Below are 15,679 nucleotides of genomic sequence, written 5' to 3' on the forward strand. Positions count from 1 at the left end.
ACTTCTCCGTGACCGGTGTCGTGCGCCGATGAAAGGAAAAATCTATGGATCGCTCTAAACTCCTGCCACTCCAAGGCCGTCGTTTCGACGTTGAGACACTGCAATACGACGCGTTGAAATTGGCGCAACAGGCCGACAAGGGACCGACATTTTTGCGTCATCATGGCAGGATTGCCTATGTCGTTATGACAGAAGACATCTTCGATCAACTCTGGCCCGATCCGCGCAGAGCATGGAGCGTTGATGAAATGCCGCTGCACATTCTCCAGCTCTTGGAACAGAGCTTGCAGGACGCGTTGTCCTCGACAGGGGAAGATTCAGATACTTAAGAAACATATCAATGAGGCGCTGGCTGTGGATCGTCAGCGCCTCAATGCCTCGCGCCTACAGGGAGCATTCAGACCTGTTTGCATCGCTCCTCTTCAGCGGAAATATGCCGTTCTTGCTCAAGAAGCGGGCCTGCGCCTCGGATATGTGGGTTCCGCCAACTGATGCCACCCGCCCGGTTGCGCATAAGATGTCCCTGTACCCAATGTGCTCTGCGTTTGGAGCGTTCCCCTTCGTTTGCTTTGCTCTCACTGTCAGTCGCTTCAAGCTGACGTTTTCCTAGCTCGCCCAGACCGACCTTGATAATGGATTTATTGGGCAGTGCTCGACCTGACTTTTGTGCCCTTCGCCTTTCTGCGCGCGGATAGGCTGGCACTTCCTCTTTTTCCAGCATGGCCTTGTGCTCGAACAGGATTGACATGCCAACAGCCATTGCCAAGAAGCCAAAGCAGAGACGCTTTTCCTGTTTAATGGCAGCTTCTTCGGTAACGTCATCCCCATTCGCCTGAGCCAGAGCAAATGTCGGCGAATGCAAGATATCTACCGACGCTCCTCGTGATCTGAAGATCAGCAGGTTTGGAAATAAGCCATTTTTGTTTACATGATAAATTTGAGTGTAAAGCGTATCCTCATCTTGGGTGATCAGCGCGGCAGGCCAATCCCCCACTTTCGGTTCTGGCACGGTCAGCAACATCGCCGGAAACGGCAGACGCACGGAGCTGAACATGCTGTCGAGACCGTCCCTTTGCATTTGAGCCGAAAGGTTGCCCAGCATCATCTCGGCGCTTTCATCAATCTGGTAGACCTGCGCAATATCGAAAATCTCACGTTGTCTCTGCCCATGAAATTCAAGGGATTCGAGTAAATCGGGAGCGAGTGAAGCCCGATCAATGCTTTTTAAGTGGAGCAGAATATTCGGATATAGATCATAGAAATGAAGCAAGTTGGCGAGCATTTTTCGGACCTTCAAGTTTAATCAGTCAACCCTATGACCTTAAATTGCACCGTTTCAAGCTCATCGCCGAATTCAAATTCGTTGCGCTTGGCGCAAAACATCGTCTCTGATGTGTTCAGGCAAGTCGCGGGGCGTTTTAACATCAACCCTTATGGCAAGGGCCTCTTCCAGAGCTTCCTGCAAACCTCCCAGATCGAATAGAGTGGTGCCCGGCAACGGGTCCACCAAAACATCAAGGTCGCTTTGCATGGTGTCTTTTCCCGTAAGCGCAGAGCCATAGATGCGAGGATTTGTGACGCGATACTGTGCCACCAGAAGACGTATGATTTCCCGTTTCTGCCTGAAAACCTGTGAGGGTCTTGTTTGGGTCATAGCGCTTTCCTCAACCTCTTTAGGTCACCGACAGCCGAGCACGATCATGGTAAATTATGAAACCTCCATCCTCTTTGTCTCAATGACGCTGGTTTTCTGAATTTTGCAAATGGACGACGTCATGCAGTCCTGACCCAAACGGGCCCTTGGATTCGATAGGGGGCGAAGTCTGGTTAGCGGGACACTCCCCCTGTTTAATGCGACTTGATGCTGGGCGGCGCAACTGCGCCGTCAAGCTGTTCACCAATAATACCTGTGTGGCTTACGCCCGTCTGGCCAATTCATGTCCTCTGAGTCAGCACCTTTGACGACGCATGCTGCCAGCTCTTTTGTCCGACGCCTTGTCGGCCTCGTGTGATAAAGTTTGTCATGCCAGCGCGGCCAATTTTTCAGCCAAAGGATGCTGTTTGGATTTGTCGCAAGCCGACGTTCTAACGCATGTGAGGAATACCCTTTCCTCATAGCCATGCGCGACCGCTTGCATTTGTAGTGGGCCATTATTGTAGCCTTTCATGTAGTTTCGTTACTACATGGCACCCTCCATTGGTTTATTGGTTTCTCGCCACAGCCGACCCGATTGATCAGAAAGGCAGTCGGCCTTGTTAGCGGAAAGGGCTTTCAAAAGCAATGGGTAAGAAGGCTTCTGGGCTGGACCTCACCAACCGGCGACGGCCAACCCGCTCAATCTAAGGCGATTAACATAACACCCCTTCAGCGACGTCGTGCTTTGTTACAGTATCGCCAATCACCCGGTGGTTGCGAAACCTGCCGTTCGAGACGCGGTTCGGTGACGACCGCTAAGCGGGACGGAGCGGACTTTTGCTGCACCTGCGCCAATGTCCACTTTTGAAAAATCATAAGCGGTGTCTGATGCCGCCTAACACCACTTACCAAAATCTAGCAACTAGGTAGGGTCGACGCGCCGGTTATGAGGTGCAACTCGAAGCATTCCATCTTGCCCGTGCGAGAATTGTACCGCGCTTGATAAAGCTTGAATGGACGGTCCGAAGATCGATTGACCAATTTCGGTTCAATTATCTGAAGAGCTTTGACCTGGTCGGACATCTTTACGTTCATACCGAAGATTATTCCTTCGAGAGTGTCAAAGTCATACGTGAAAGTGCGATCTTCAGGTTTATCGTGTATGCCTAAGTTGTCATGCAGTACGACGCGGCGCTCTTCTTCATGCCGCCAATCTGGATGTTTGCTAAGGAGTGGAGGCAAGAAACGATCCCAGTGCTCACCACGCCATTTTTCTGTAGCAGTTGGGTCCGTGAGATGACTTGAAAGTGCTGATACCTTTCCATCGTCATCGGTGAACCAGCTATCCATCGCATCTTTTTGTGAAATTCGTCCAAGGTTCGAGAAAAACTCTAACTGAGGGTGCTCAGAAGTGTAATTCACAGATCGGAGTGCTAGGTCCTGTCGTTCTCGAAAAACTCTACTCTGTTCGCCTCGGCTCGCTTGGAAACCTCTCGCACCATTCAACCGTAGGGTCTGTTGATCCGGATCGCCCAGCTTTCTAAAAATCAGACAGCAACCATTGTGCTCGTTTGCGTAGTAGCTCCACATTGCAACGTTGTCGTGACGCTCAGAAAAGCAAGCTACGTACCAAGACGGATAAACCAGTTTCAATAGGCATCTGAGATACTCAGAAGGGAAGTCGAATATCAGGCTTTGTTTTTTATGCGAAGCAGTTTCAGCGTTGTTGAAAGCGGTATGAAGACCGATGCCTGCACTGGCCCTCTCTTGTACTTCGAAAACGGCTTCCAACACAGCCTCACCATGATCCTCTGCCAATTTTGGAAGAAGGTCTTGCATCGCGCGAAGATTGGCAGCCATACCTGCTTCATCGAATTCCAAGCTATTTCTGGCTTCCATAAAGCCTTGGTCAGACATGGCCTTCTGAATTATCTGTAGCCAGTGAAAATGCACGAAGCGCAAATGCTGCTTTAACTCAGTGAACGAGATATCACGCTCTGCGCCCGCTAGGAAATCCAGCAATGTAGCGTGCAGTTCGGTCTGCTCGACGGACTGGATGCATTGCTTCAGAAAGTCTCGCATTTGAGGCGTTGGAACGTTGTCTAGGGTTTGGAAAACACTGATCGCATTCGGGTCCAGTGTCTCATTATCCCTATGTAGCAATGCTTGGGTGATGCGGTTTTCCAAACAGATTACGTAGTTACGAAGAAGATTTCGCCATGTAACGCGATCCCCACGCCAAACAACTCTACGCAATCCTTCCATTGGATCGTTCAAGCTTTCGGCGGGCGCGAAATAGATACTTTGATTTTTGAGTTCAGCACGCTCGCCGAGTAGTGAATTAATTGAGCGGTATCTAAATATGTTCCGGTCAAAATCAGGCTTTGATGTCATAGTTCAATTCTTACACAAAAAATCGCGATCTGAAGTCGCTATCGGCTCATGCGAGGCGCAAGCAGTTTGAGCTGACAACGCGCAGGCAAAACAGTTTAACGATATCGCTGCTGATTAGTATCTCCATACACGAATTTCACCACTGTACGATATCCGCGACATCTCTAAGTAGACATTGAGCCGCCTTAAAGCATCGGTCGAAACGGGCTCGCTCCCGTCCTTCGCTGCGACCCCCGCGAAGGTCCGGTTTCCAATATTCGATCAGCTTCGAACCTTCATGACACGGACAGCTATATCGCTGAAATTACACCCTGAAGTTCGTTTCCACGGTGATTTTTATTCATATTATCAATGTGTTGATAATTCTCCCGGCGCGCTTTTCTCTTTATTTTCGAATCTGATTCGCGCAAGGTGATTCGGCAGCAGATCAATATCTGCGATACTTGAGTGCCCCATAAACCAGACATGGTGGACGGCACTAATCAAACTAAGCACCGAAACGAAACAAGGAGGATATCTAGGGAGAAGAAAAAGGCTGGAAGGTCCAAGTTCCAGCCTTTCTAATCTCGGAAAAGCCGATGTCAGAGCCGACTTTGTAACCCGAGCATTATCTCCCACGCAGACTGAGTCAAGACAAAACCGCCCTTGAGGCGGCTCAATTCGCTCACCCTTACGAAACTTCAACCGCTCGACTGCGCGTCTTGCGGACCGAGGAGATATATTCAAATGAACAACAACGACTATTTTCGCGCGCCTTTGCCGTCGCGCGCGACGCGTAATGCCCCGAAAAGATCCAGAGTCGCGAACCGGTCAATATTGGTCGCTCGACTGCCAGCCCACGACAGGCCGATTAAAATCGTCGCGCACTCGCGGCTGGAACTTGGCTGCGCCCACTCACTGTTGGCGCGTCGAGATACATATGACCTAGTGGATCAACCGCCTGCCATCCGGTTTCGGCGCCCCGACGGGCGTTGGTCTACGCACACCTATGACTATTGGCACCATGGTGCGGACGGAACGACCACCGCGATCATCGTGAAACCGTTTGCAAAAACAGTGAAGCCGGGCTTTCGGGAGCTGTGCGAAGCGATCAAAGCCGCGACTCCACTGAGTTTTGCAGACCGTGTCGTACTGGTCACCGAGCGCAAGCTTCCCAGAGAATCCGTGTGGAATGCTGCGCGGTTCCACGACTATCAGCGCTGTGCTGACCCCGCGCTCGATTGTGAAGTTTTGGACATATTCCGCCGGGTGGGCCACGCCGTGACAATCTCGGAGCTGCAAGCGCAGTGTTCTCTGGCGGGAAGGCTCTATCAGGCAGCAATACGGCTTATTTTCAGAGGGCAGTTGATGTGTCTCGATCCGGGACGCATCCTTCCTAGTTCTCGTGTTGAGTTCGTGGGAGCAGGGTCATGACGATAAGATATACCCCTGATTTCACAACCGTCTTGGAAATCTCCGGCGTTGCCTATGCGCTTTTGACGCAAGATTCAGAAACTCTGACATATGCGCGTCTCGATCTGCCGGATGACAAAAGGGTATTTACTCACGTCGAATTCAGCGAACTTTTGAAACGTCTGGATGTTCGCTTACGCCCGCTCGAAATGACGACAGGCCGCAAAGCGGCTCTGGCGCGCACCGGCACAAGATATGCACACACCCTGCCCCCTCGCGCGCGCGAAAAACTATTGTGGAAAGAGGCTTGGGCAATAGCTGGGCTGGCCGCAATCGAAGCGGGAAAGGCGAACTGGACCGAAGCTTCGCTGACCAAAATCATCCCAGAGCTTTTTGCAGAAATAGAGGTGAGGCAAGCACGTCGGACCAAAGAAAAGCGAGCTGGACAATTGCGCCCACGTAGCTTCGAGCCCCCGTGCGCAAGATCGCTTCTGCAATGGATGCGGGATTACCGCAATTCAGGGCGCTCAGCCCTCGCGCTTGCGAGGAAAAAGGGATCAGGCCGGTTCGGATCCCGTTTCTGCGCAGAGACCAATCGGGTTTTGAACGACTGCATCAACAACTCAGTCAACATACAGCGCCTCAAAATTACCGAAGCATATAAAAACTGCCGGGACACTTTTGCTGAGATCAACGCGGAACGATCCTCGGCCAACCTCCCGCCGCTGCACCTCCCGAGCAAATCGACATTTCGACGGCGTGTCGCGAAAATGAGCGGCCACGAGCGCTATGTTCGCTATCATGGTCGAGAAGCCGCCCGGCGTCATTTTAGGTTTTATGAAAACGGCCTGAACGCCCTGACAATTGGTGAGCGGGTCGAGATTGATAGCTATCGGATCGACTTGTTCACAGTTTTGAGTTGGATGCAAAAGGCGCCCGTGTCGCCCGACGAGGTTCAGAAACTCGAAGCCATCCGTCTCTGGATCATCGTCGCTATAGATTGTGCGACCCGATGTATCGTCGGTTTCAAACTGTCGCTCACACCTACCACTGAAGCCGCGATTCAGGTCCTTTCGCAGATTGGTCGAGACAAAACTTCGATAGCCGCCTCTGCCGGTTGCCAGTCTGCGTGGAACCAATTCACGGGTGTCTCGGAAATTGCCGCCGACAATGGTGCAGAATTCATCTCGCCCGCGTTTCAACTGGCAGTCACCGATCTGTGCTGGACCATGACAAATACCATCGCCGCGATGCCTGAGCTGCGCGGGATCATCGAACGTCTGTTCCGCACGGTCGGGTCAAAGCTTTTGGCTCATCTCTCTGGCCGAGCCTTCAGCAATGTCGTGGAGCGCGGCGACTATTCGAGCCAAGCTCTCGCGGCTCTGGACGAAGATGAATTGGCGCAGGTTTTCCTGCTTTTCTTCGTGGATATTTATCACAACGAGCCGCACGAAGGACTGAACGGTGAGACGCCCGCCAATGCGTGGCGTCGAGTGATGCAAAATACCGGTAAATTGCCGGAGCCGGATCCAGTCACGGCACTGGCCGTCTTTGGCGTTCCCCTCGTGCGAAACTTAGGTCGCGGAGGCGTGGTTTTCTCAAGCATTCGGTATGTGAATGACGTCTTGCGCGAAAAGCTTTTGGACAGTGGAGGGCAGATTGCGATCCGCGTTGATCCTCAGGATTTGGGGTGGATCGCGGTCTTCGTGGGCGAGGAATGGCACCCCGCGTTTGCGACCAATGCCGCCGTGCGAGGCATGGATTATCTGACCTGGCGAACTCTGGTGTTGGAAGAGCGGGCGCGGAACCGAAAAGCGGCGTCGTTAAGTGAAAATACGATTATCGCCGCTCGGAAGAGGATTCGAAACATCAACGGAGCTGCGATGGAGCGCACTGGAGTGGCGTTGCCCATCGTGACTTCCGAGCTGCTACAGCAGGATCAACAGCAGCTGTTTATTGGTCTGAGCATCAGAGACAGCGTGGAAACACCGCCCATCACTGCGGTGACAGATGATGATCTGTTCTCCGACGAAATTGATGCAGGCGATGAGATTTCACGGCCTCTGCCCGATGAAGCTGATCAACCCGACGACGCGGATAGTTCGAACAATCAACACAGCGGAAGCTATCTCTGGCCCGAAGAGGGGGGTGAATAATGCGGATAAAAGACGAAGACGAAATCCGAAACTGCGTTCAGAAGTTGCAGAAGATTACAATTAACACGCCTGAATATTTCGCGATCAAAACGGCATTTGAGCGCCTTTTGCATCAATGCAGAGCCGGAAACACCGCTCGCCGCGTGGACGAAGTATATGGTTTGGCAATTCTAGGCCAGTCCGGGTCAGGAAAAACCAGCACCTTGCGCCGGGTCCGCCAGCAAGCCGAAAAAACGTTAGACCTCAAGCCGCATGAAGTCGTCAGCTTTGCTGTTCAATCGCCAGCGTCTATCAAGGGTGTCGGAGCGGCAGCTTTAGATGCTCTTGGCTACCCGCTTCGTGCAAACCGGACCGCCTTTGCAATCTGGCAGAAAGTGCGAGATTTGTTACGGGAAAATCGCACGTTGGTCTTGGTCGTGGACGAGGCCCAGGACATCATTCGCAACCAGTCGACGCGCGAGATGCAGGACGTGGTAAGCACTCTGAAAACTCTCATGCAAATCGAGGGGTGGCCGGTCAGCATCATCCTCATGGGAGTGCCGCATCTTCCGAACGGACCGGGCTTGCTGGACCTGCTGCACTATGACCGACAATTGGCTCGACGCCTCCGGCCTATCGAGTTCTCGTCTCTATCTTTGGAGACTTTCGCACAAGATGCGCCTGTCTTGATCAGCAAATACGCTGCACTGGCTGAGGTCCCGATCTCAAACAGTTTGTACGCGGACCAATTCGTCGAACGTTTGATATATGCTGGTCACCGACAGCTTGGGGTGACGCTGGAGCTCATCATCGAAGCTCTTGGATTTGCGATGCGCAATGGCAAACCCCTGTGCCGAGAGCATTTTCGCGAAGCCTATCGGCATCGCACAGGCGCAGTCGATGCGCTGAACCCATTCGTCACCGATAACTTCCGCCGTGTCGATCCCTCTAAACTTCTGGACGCCCCGGAACATCCTGATGGAGGGGGGACTTCTAAATGACACTTTCGCTGACCGTACCCCTGACTGATATGGAGCCCGTCACTTCGTTCCTGTCCCGCGTCGCGATGCGCAACCTGTGCGAGCGAGCGTCTTCGTTTTGCGCAGACGTCGGGCTTAGCTTCCGTGCAATCCTCCAAGGTGACGAGGATCAGATCAAGATGCTCGCAGACCTTGCCGGTGCCGACTATCAGATGCTGCTCCGTTATTCCGTTAAAAAGCAAGACCGCTACAAGGTCGCTGTCGCGGGTGAAACATTCGGAAAGAGGGCCTTTCAACGATCTGTTGTGCGGGTCTGTCCCACATGCGTAAAGGAGGGGCTGGATGTCGCACCTTGGATGCCTGCGCGACATCTCTCGTGGAAGCTTCCATCGGTTCACAGCTGCCTGAGGCATCAGCATCGTTTAATCCAGCTTCCTCCCACACAATTCACGGTCGACGCCTACGACTTTGCACGCAGGATTGGCCACAATCGGGATCTTATATTGGCCGAGGCAGCCTCGCCAACCGACAGCATACCGTCAGAATTTGAAAGATGGATCATTGAAAGATTGCGCAGCGGTCCACGAGAAACATGGATCGACTCTCTGCCGCTTGGGGTCGCGATGCGGACCTGCGAAATACTCGGCACGCTTTTGAGGTTTGGGTCAGAAACGCGGCTTTCTGCAGTGGATCCAGCCGAAAAGCAGGCGGCGGGACAAGCAGGGTTCAACGTTCTGCGGGACGGGAAAGCCGCGCTTAAAGATGTGCTGCTCGGTATGGTGCCTCCTGAGAATGGAGCACGTCAGAATTACTCAAAAATCTATGGTCCCTTTTACGAATGGCTCTCAGACCAAGACGGCGACGCAGGCTTTTCTCCGATCATGGATATTATGCGCGATGTAATCACGGACAATTACGTTGTTCGACCCGGCATGACTATTTTGGGAACGGTCATCGAAGAGCAGGCCAAATTTTCGCTCCATGGGATCAAGGGAAACTTTAAGCTCGGCACGAAGCGCATGCGAGACGAGTTACTGGCACGCGGATTAGCGCGAGAAGACCCCAGATGGCCTGACAACGTCATTCTGGACAGACCTCTTGATCGCGCACTCATCGACGAAATCAGTCGCAGCATCGAAGAGAATATCAATCTTCAAGAGGCTGCGCAGCGCCTCGGTCTCAGCGAAGAGCTGTTTCGCAAACTGGTTTACGACGGGCTGATACCTCGCCGGGGCTACCGCCAACTCAGAAACCACCAGTATGATCCCATATTTTTAGACCGATTTTTGGCAACGGTCACGCAGGGCGCCGAGATCATTGACAGCATCCCGGAAGATCATGTTTTGGCCTTGCAAGCAGGCCAGATCGTCCGTGCACGAAGTTCCGAAATCCTGCATCTTTTGGCGACACGGAAGGTGCCATGCGCAGGGTTGCTACACGGCAAGACAGGATTGGCGGGGGCGATTGTTCACCTCGACACACTTAAAAATGCGGTGCAGACGATCTCATTCTCCGGGCTGACCTATCGGGAGATGTATCAAAAATTACGCGTCTCAAGTCCGACGCTGCGCTATCTGCTCGCGCAGGGATTTCTGACGACCTACACAGGCAAAAATCCGGCGACACTCATGGAGACCGAGATCATCCCTCAGGTTTCGATAGATGCGTTTTTGCAGCAATATGTGACCCTCGGCATGCTTGCGGAGGCATGCGGGCAAAACGCGAATTCCGTGCGGTTCCATCTGCTCGACGCTGGCGTTGAGAAAATCCCGATCAAACATGGGCTCGGCGCGATTTATCGGCGCAAAGAAGCTGAGGCGGTGCTGATCGAGCTGGGGCTTTTGCCGTCGCGATCAGTTTGAACCTATCTGTTTGCACGGTACAAAAAAAGGGCGGCCAATGGCCGCCCTTTTTAGTTGCTTACATTCATCTCTGCGCTTCTTGAGAGACTAAGTTTCAAAAGGAAATATTGACTGGCACAAGAGGAAGATTTCTTGACACGAGTAATTTTTCTCCATTTGTTTTCAGTGTCATAGAATGCCACCAAAGGCAGAATTCTATGACACGCTACAAATCATGGGGTACGCCCCATAGTTTTACCACTTTGCCCCCCATAGTTCTGCCTCTGGCTCATAAAGTAGGCACCTTGCCTCGTCAGATGATTTCGGGGGTCGAGCATCTTATAAGCTCGATCTCTTGTGAAGCTTTTTTGTAAGTATGGGCGGGGATCCTACTTTCGCTGCATTAGCAAAGAGTTAGACCTCGTGACGATAAAGCACCCTAGGTCGTGTGGACATTCTTTTGAAGAGTTTATTGTTTCGTGCGCGTCATGCATTACGTTTTTCACGCCCCTCAAACTGTTCATCGCGCTTGTTGCGTCTGCGGCACTCTTGCTGAAATGGAAGAACCTGATGCCGCATGCTTTCGACCCGGCACGGGCCTCCGGCCAGCCTGTCAAGCTGTTGCATTACAGGCTTTTGACCGCGATATTCATTGCGCCATCACCTATAAAACACAAAAGGCGAAACGCAGCTCGGCTTCGCATTGCGCTTTGCCCTATTGCGCGTTTGGGATGGCTTCCCCTACCGTAATAGCATATCATTTAAACAAATAAGACAGGGCTAGTTATTGGCAATGCTATTGCTTCGACATTATGAGCTGCTGGTTATACTGGCCGAAGAGTTACACTTCGGCCGGGCCGCAGAAAGACTTAATATTTCTCAGCCCCAGCTGACTCAGCAGCTTAAGCAGATGGAAGAGACGATCGGTACGCTCCTGTTCGAGCGCAACCGGCGCAAGGTGAGTGTCGCTCCCGCCGGGCGCATTCTTTTGCCGGAGGCCCGCGCCGTGCTGCGTCAGGCCGCGCGGGCGGAAAAGATTGCGATGCAGACCGGTCAGGGGATGATCGGTGAGCTTGCTTTGGGCTATATCGGGGCCTCACCCTACAACGGGGTTCTAACCCGCCTGTTGCGCTTGTTCCGGGAGAAAGCCCCGGACACGCGGCTCAGCCTCGCCCTTATGGACCTTGATCAGCAAATCCCCGAGGTGGCCGCAGGCAATCTCGATGTCGGCGTTGTCCGTCTGCCTTATCCCGACATGCCCGCCAATGTCGTCTCTCGCACGCTGTGCGAAGAAACGCTTTGGGCGGCTTTGCCGCTCGATCATCCATTGGCAAACCCGGGACTTCCCGTAAAGCTGACCGATCTGAAAGACGAGGCCTTCATCGCTACCCACCTGCCGCCCAACACTGGGTTTGCGGCGGCATTGCATCAGGCCTGTGCACAGGCCGGAATCTCCCCCGATATCGTCTATCGTTCACCACAATTCGCCTCGATCGTCAGCCTTGTGGCGGCGGGACTTGGGGTGGCCGTTGTGCCCGCTTCGATCCAGAACGTCCATATCCCCAATGTCATCTACAAACCGCTCGAAGATGTCGATGTGAAGGCGAACATATCGCTTGTGTACCGGGAGTCTCATGACAGTCCTGCTCTCGATCTTTTCCTCTCATGTCTCGACGAAACGCTACGCTGAAGGAGCCCTTCTTGACCTACGAACATTTCACCTCATACACCGGGATCTATCACGGCTACCGTGCCGCATCCGAAGGGTCGCCGACCTTGGTTTTCGCCAATTCCCTAGGCACGGACCTTCGGGTCTGGGACCGCGTTGTCGCGCTTTTGCCCGAGACATGGGGCATCCTGCGGCAAGACAAGCGCGGGCATGGCCTCAGTGACGCGCGGGATGTGTTGAGCGTTGAAACCATGGCGGATGATGTCGAGACTCTGCTGGATCACTATGGCATTACGTCCTTCACTGGCATCGGTCTGTCCGTCGGGGGGCTGATCATGCAGCGACTCGCCCTGCGGCGCAGCACGGGCATGACACATCTGGTCCTGTCCGACACGGCCGCAAAGATCGGCTCCCCGGAGCTTTGGAACCCGCGCATCGAGACCGTGCTGTCCGAGGGGATTGCAGCGATTGGCGAAACGATCCTGTCCCGCTGGTTTGCCCCGAGCTACCAGAAGACCGGGGATTTCTCGATGTGGAAAGCAATGCTGGAACGCACCCCGGCGGAAGGCTATGCGCAGGTTTGCGGCGCGCTGCGGGATGCCGATTTCCGGGAGGACCTTGCCCGCATCGCACAACCAACTCTCGTCATCGCCGGTGCGCAGGACAGTTCGACCCCGCCCGCGTTGGTCAAAGAAACCGCCGCCGGGATCAAACACGCGAGCTTCCATGAGATCGACAATGCAGGGCATTTGCCCTGCGTCGAACAGCCGGAGGCATTCGTCGCTCTGCTGCGCGCGCATCTGGGCGCTTGATCCCGAGACCGCACATGAGAAAGGCCGCCCCGAAAAGCGGCCTTTTTCTGTTTCACATCGAATACCTTCCGGGTCAGCCGACCGTGACACCGCCACAGACGTATAGGGTTTGACCGGTGACAAACCCCGCCTCGGGCGCGCAGAAGAATGACACCGCATTGGCAACATCATCCCCCGTCCCGAGACGTTTCACAGGAATGTTTTCAATGATTTCCTTGGTCCGGGGGGCCTCCGGTGGATTGTTGTTCCAGAACGCCTCCGTCGCAATCGGCCCTGGCGCCACGCAATTGACGGTTATGCCATATGGACCAAGCTCCAGCGCCCATGTCCGAGCCATGGACTGCGCTGCGCCCTTGGTCGCCGAATAGAGGGTGCGCAGGGTCTTGCCCTTGGTCACACGGCTTGTGTTCATCACGATCCGCCCACCACCCTGAGCTTTCATGGCGGGCATGAACGCCTGTGCACAGAGCAGGGAGGGGCGCAGATTGAGATGCATCAGCCGGTCGAAATCGGCGATCTCGACCTCCTCAAGCAAGGCCGGTTTTACGATCCCGACATTATTGACGAGACAATTGACCTCTTCTTCGGCGGCAATCTCATCACAGAGCGCCTTGGCGGCCTCTGCATCGCTGAGATCGACCTCGTGAAACTCGTCCGGTTCGGTCGTCGGTTTGGCAATATCAAGAACGATAGTGCGGAAACCATCAGCTTTCAGGCGCGCCGTGATCCGCGCGCCGATACCGCAACTGCCGCCAGTTATGACGGCCGTGCGGCGGACGTATGAGATCATGTATCGTCTCCACGCACGGACGACGGATGGCGGCACAGCGGCAGGACGCTGATGTCCATATAGGGATAAAGCGGCAGCCCCATCAGGACGTCATGCAGATGGGCATGGTCCCGACAATCAAAAATGCTGACATTTTCATATAGGCCAGCAATCCGCCAGATATGACGCCAGATGCCTTGCTGCTGAAGATCCTGAGAATAGGCTTTTTCGCGGGCCTTGATCTCTGCAGCAACGCTGGGATCCATATCGACCGGCAAATTGACGGTCATCGAAACATGATAGAGCATTTAGTCCTCGTTTAGCGTGTTTAATCCGTTCAGATAGGCTTTGCGCCATTGCGTGACGAAAACCCTCTCGAACAGATCTCCTTGGAAAAAGGGGTCCTGCTCGATGAACGCTTGTGCGTCCTTCCGGCTTTCGAGATCGAGCAGGTACACCCCGCCACTGGCCAGCTCTCCAGCGTCGTCGAGCTTGGCACCACAGGCCAGCAACAGAGACTTATTGGCCTCCAGAAACGCGAGATGGGCCGGGCGAAGCTGGATGCGCAGGTCTGCGCATCCGGGTTTGTCATAGGTTTCCACCATCCAGGGCATGTGCTTATGCCCCTGCCGTCATGAAACCCCAGATCGTGATGGTCCCGAGGAACACGATCGCGAGGTAGAACAGCACCATGACCATATAGCCCATCAGGTGTTTGAGCTTCAGGCCGGAGATTGCCAGAGCCGGCAGCAACCAGAAGGGCTGAACCATGTTGGTCCACTGATCGCCGATCTGCACAGCCAATGCCGTCGCCGGAATGGAAGCACCCAGTTTCTGCGCCGCATCCATCATCACCGGACCTTGGATAACCCACTGACCGCCGCCCGAAGGCACGAACAGGTTGATCAGGCCCGCCGAGAAGAAGGACGAGATCGGCAGGGTCTCGGCGCTTGAGATCGACACGAACCAGTTCGAAAAGGTCACGATCAAACCGGAACCCGCGAGAATTGCCAGAATACCAGCGTAGAACGGGTATTGGATGATGATGCCGCTGACGACTTTCACACCTTCGTTCAGGGCTGCCAGAAAACGGCTCGGGGTCATGAACAGGGTGATGCCGAGGAACAGGAACAACAGGTTGATGAAGTTCAGCGTCACGCTACCGCCCTTGGCCAGATACAGCACAACGTAAAGCAGACCGAAAAGCCCCATGCCGATCCCGAGAATCTTTGAGTGGTTCAGGCGTTCGGCCAGGGTCAGCTCTTTGATATTCGGTTCCGCCACCGGCAGTTCCGGTTCAGGATGCGCTTCAAGAACATCTTCCGGGTTCTTCGGGTGCAGCATGGCATTGAAGAACGGCAGGGTCACCAGAATGATCAGGTTCATGATGATGATATAGGGAGAGAAGATCGTCTCTTTGAGCGGCACCAAACCGATGATATCTTCCAGGAAATGGCCCGGCGTGTTCAGCAAAAGCGGCACGGAACCAGAGAGGCCGACACCGTAGACCGCAAAGCCTGAATAGCCTGCTGCGATCACCAGCGGATAGTGCAGCCCCGGCACCTTGCGCCCCAGTTTTTGTGCGATCAGCGTGCCAAGCACGAGGCCGAACCCCCAGTTCAGCCAGCTTCCGATCCCCCCAACCATCGTCGCAACGACCACCGCCACACGCGGCGAATTGATGCCTTTGACAAGGAAATCCATCAACTTATCGACCGCAGGTGTGCGCGCAAGAATATAGCCCGCCAGCAGAATGATCGTCATCTGCATCGTGAAGGCCAGCAGGTTCCAGAACCCATCCCCCCAATAGGTCGTCACCTCAAAGAAGCCCGCTCCCTGCGACACCATGGCAAAAATGACCGTCAGAGCAGTCAGAATGATCGCCACGACCAGCGGGTCGGGCATGTAGCGACTCACGATTTTCGTGAAAAAATTAGCGATTGAATTCAAGGTTTCCTCCCTCTGAGCGGGGTTATGCCCCAGCAAAATCCCCCATTGATATGAATTGCAAATCACAAAACTTTATTTATATTGTCAACAAATTTATTGCG

14 protein-coding genes are annotated in these 15,679 nt (G+C 53.9%); 7 read left to right on the forward strand and 7 right to left on the reverse strand.

The features are described from left to right. Positions 1–44 precede the first annotated feature (44 nt). Positions 45–329, forward strand: a complete 285-nt coding sequence (locus tag ACYBHZ_RS03645) for a hypothetical protein (RefSeq protein ID WP_460272832.1) — start codon at positions 45–47, stop codon at positions 327–329. Between the two features lie 68 nt (positions 330–397). Here ACYBHZ_RS03645 and ACYBHZ_RS03650 read toward each other — a convergent pair whose 3' ends face one another. The 3 genes from ACYBHZ_RS03650 to ACYBHZ_RS03660 all read right to left on the reverse strand — a co-directional run bounded on the left by ACYBHZ_RS03650 (position 398) and on the right by ACYBHZ_RS03660 (position 4,030). After that, positions 398–1,282 carry a hypothetical protein gene (locus ACYBHZ_RS03650; protein ID WP_460272833.1) on the reverse strand — a complete coding sequence of 295 codons (885 nt, stop codon included), beginning with the start codon at positions 1,280–1,282 and terminating at the stop codon, positions 398–400. Positions 1,283–1,354: 72 nt separating this feature from the next. Beyond that, positions 1,355–1,654, reverse strand: a complete 300-nt coding sequence (locus ACYBHZ_RS03655; RefSeq protein ID WP_460272834.1) for a nucleotidyltransferase family protein — start codon at positions 1,652–1,654, stop codon at positions 1,355–1,357. An 897-nt stretch (positions 1,655–2,551) separates the two neighbouring features. Beyond that, a complete protein-coding gene (locus tag ACYBHZ_RS03660) occupies positions 2,552–4,030 on the reverse strand; it encodes a DUF2971 domain-containing protein (RefSeq protein ID WP_460272835.1) in 1,479 nt (492 codons plus the stop codon). Between the two features lie 726 nt (positions 4,031–4,756). Here ACYBHZ_RS03660 and ACYBHZ_RS03665 point away from each other — a divergent pair. The 6 genes from ACYBHZ_RS03665 to pcaD all read left to right on the forward strand — a co-directional run bounded on the left by ACYBHZ_RS03665 (position 4,757) and on the right by pcaD (position 12,859). Beyond that, on the forward strand, positions 4,757–5,443 hold the full coding sequence (locus ACYBHZ_RS03665; RefSeq protein ID WP_460272836.1) for a hypothetical protein: 687 nt from the start codon (positions 4,757–4,759) through the stop codon (positions 5,441–5,443). Continuing rightward, on the forward strand, positions 5,440–7,578 hold the full coding sequence (locus ACYBHZ_RS03670) for a transposase (protein WP_460272837.1): 2,139 nt from the start codon (positions 5,440–5,442) through the stop codon (positions 7,576–7,578). The genes ACYBHZ_RS03665 and ACYBHZ_RS03670 overlap by 4 nt, the downstream gene beginning before the upstream one ends. Beyond that, the gene (locus ACYBHZ_RS03675; protein ID WP_460272838.1) at positions 7,578–8,558 is read left to right on the forward strand and encodes an ATP-binding protein; all 981 of its coding nucleotides are present in this window, start codon (positions 7,578–7,580) and stop codon (positions 8,556–8,558) included. Before ACYBHZ_RS03670 ends, ACYBHZ_RS03675 begins: the two co-directional genes overlap by 1 nt. Then, positions 8,555–10,399: a TniQ family protein gene (locus ACYBHZ_RS03680; protein ID WP_460272839.1), complete on the forward strand. Its 1,845-nt coding sequence runs from the start codon at positions 8,555–8,557 to the stop codon at positions 10,397–10,399. The genes ACYBHZ_RS03675 and ACYBHZ_RS03680 overlap by 4 nt, the downstream gene beginning before the upstream one ends. A gap of 772 nt (positions 10,400–11,171) precedes the next feature. Beyond that, positions 11,172–12,068 carry a LysR substrate-binding domain-containing protein gene (locus ACYBHZ_RS03685; protein WP_460272840.1) on the forward strand — a complete coding sequence of 299 codons (897 nt, stop codon included), beginning with the start codon at positions 11,172–11,174 and terminating at the stop codon, positions 12,066–12,068. 11 nt (positions 12,069–12,079) lie between these two features. Then, entirely contained in the window at positions 12,080–12,859 is a 780-nt protein-coding gene (gene pcaD, locus ACYBHZ_RS03690) for a 3-oxoadipate enol-lactonase (RefSeq protein ID WP_460272841.1), read from the forward strand. Between the two features lie 73 nt (positions 12,860–12,932). On the opposite strand, the gene ACYBHZ_RS03695 is transcribed toward pcaD, so the two are convergent. Genes ACYBHZ_RS03695 through ACYBHZ_RS03710 form a run of 4 tightly spaced genes read right to left on the reverse strand, consistent with a single transcriptional unit; the run spans position 12,933 to position 15,644 of the window. Beyond that, the gene (locus tag ACYBHZ_RS03695; RefSeq protein WP_460272842.1) at positions 12,933–13,649 is read right to left on the reverse strand and encodes an SDR family NAD(P)-dependent oxidoreductase; all 717 of its coding nucleotides are present in this window, start codon (positions 13,647–13,649) and stop codon (positions 12,933–12,935) included. Beyond that, positions 13,646–13,936, reverse strand: coding sequence for a muconolactone Delta-isomerase (gene catC / locus ACYBHZ_RS03700; protein WP_460272843.1), 291 nt, complete (start codon positions 13,934–13,936; stop codon positions 13,646–13,648). The genes ACYBHZ_RS03695 and catC overlap by 4 nt, the downstream gene beginning before the upstream one ends. After that, on the reverse strand, positions 13,937–14,242 hold the full coding sequence (locus ACYBHZ_RS03705) for a YciI family protein (RefSeq protein ID WP_460272844.1): 306 nt from the start codon (positions 14,240–14,242) through the stop codon (positions 13,937–13,939). Positions 14,243–14,246: 4 nt separating this feature from the next. Beyond that, positions 14,247–15,644 carry a short-chain fatty acid transporter gene (locus ACYBHZ_RS03710; RefSeq protein WP_460272846.1) on the reverse strand — a complete coding sequence of 466 codons (1,398 nt, stop codon included), beginning with the start codon at positions 15,642–15,644 and terminating at the stop codon, positions 14,247–14,249. Positions 15,645–15,679 lie beyond the last annotated feature (35 nt).

The organism is Celeribacter sp. ULVN23_4, from assembly GCF_054788345.1.

Bases quoted from the DNA above. Each gene is read 5' to 3' on its own strand.
- ACYBHZ_RS03655 (WP_460272834.1), bottom strand. From the start codon at position 1,654: ATGACCCAAACAAGACCCTCACAGGTTTTCAGGCAGAAACGGGAAATC.
- catC (WP_460272843.1), bottom strand. From the start codon at position 13,936: ATGCTCTATCATGTTTCGATGACCGTCAATTTGCCGGTCGATATGGAT.
- ACYBHZ_RS03680 (WP_460272839.1), top strand. From the start codon at position 8,555: ATGACACTTTCGCTGACCGTACCCCTGACTGATATGGAGCCCGTCACT.
- ACYBHZ_RS03685 (WP_460272840.1), top strand. From the start codon at position 11,172: ATGCTATTGCTTCGACATTATGAGCTGCTGGTTATACTGGCCGAAGAG.
- ACYBHZ_RS03705 (WP_460272844.1), bottom strand. From the start codon at position 14,242: ATGCCCTGGATGGTGGAAACCTATGACAAACCCGGATGCGCAGACCTG.
- ACYBHZ_RS03675 (WP_460272838.1), top strand. From the start codon at position 7,578: ATGCGGATAAAAGACGAAGACGAAATCCGAAACTGCGTTCAGAAGTTG.
- ACYBHZ_RS03660 (WP_460272835.1), bottom strand. From the start codon at position 4,030: ATGACATCAAAGCCTGATTTTGACCGGAACATATTTAGATACCGCTCA.
- ACYBHZ_RS03645 (WP_460272832.1), top strand. From the start codon at position 45: ATGGATCGCTCTAAACTCCTGCCACTCCAAGGCCGTCGTTTCGACGTT.
- ACYBHZ_RS03695 (WP_460272842.1), bottom strand. From the start codon at position 13,649: ATGATCTCATACGTCCGCCGCACGGCCGTCATAACTGGCGGCAGTTGC.
- ACYBHZ_RS03650 (WP_460272833.1), bottom strand. From the start codon at position 1,282: ATGCTCGCCAACTTGCTTCATTTCTATGATCTATATCCGAATATTCTG.
- ACYBHZ_RS03670 (WP_460272837.1), top strand. From the start codon at position 5,440: ATGACGATAAGATATACCCCTGATTTCACAACCGTCTTGGAAATCTCC.
- ACYBHZ_RS03665 (WP_460272836.1), top strand. From the start codon at position 4,757: ATGAACAACAACGACTATTTTCGCGCGCCTTTGCCGTCGCGCGCGACG.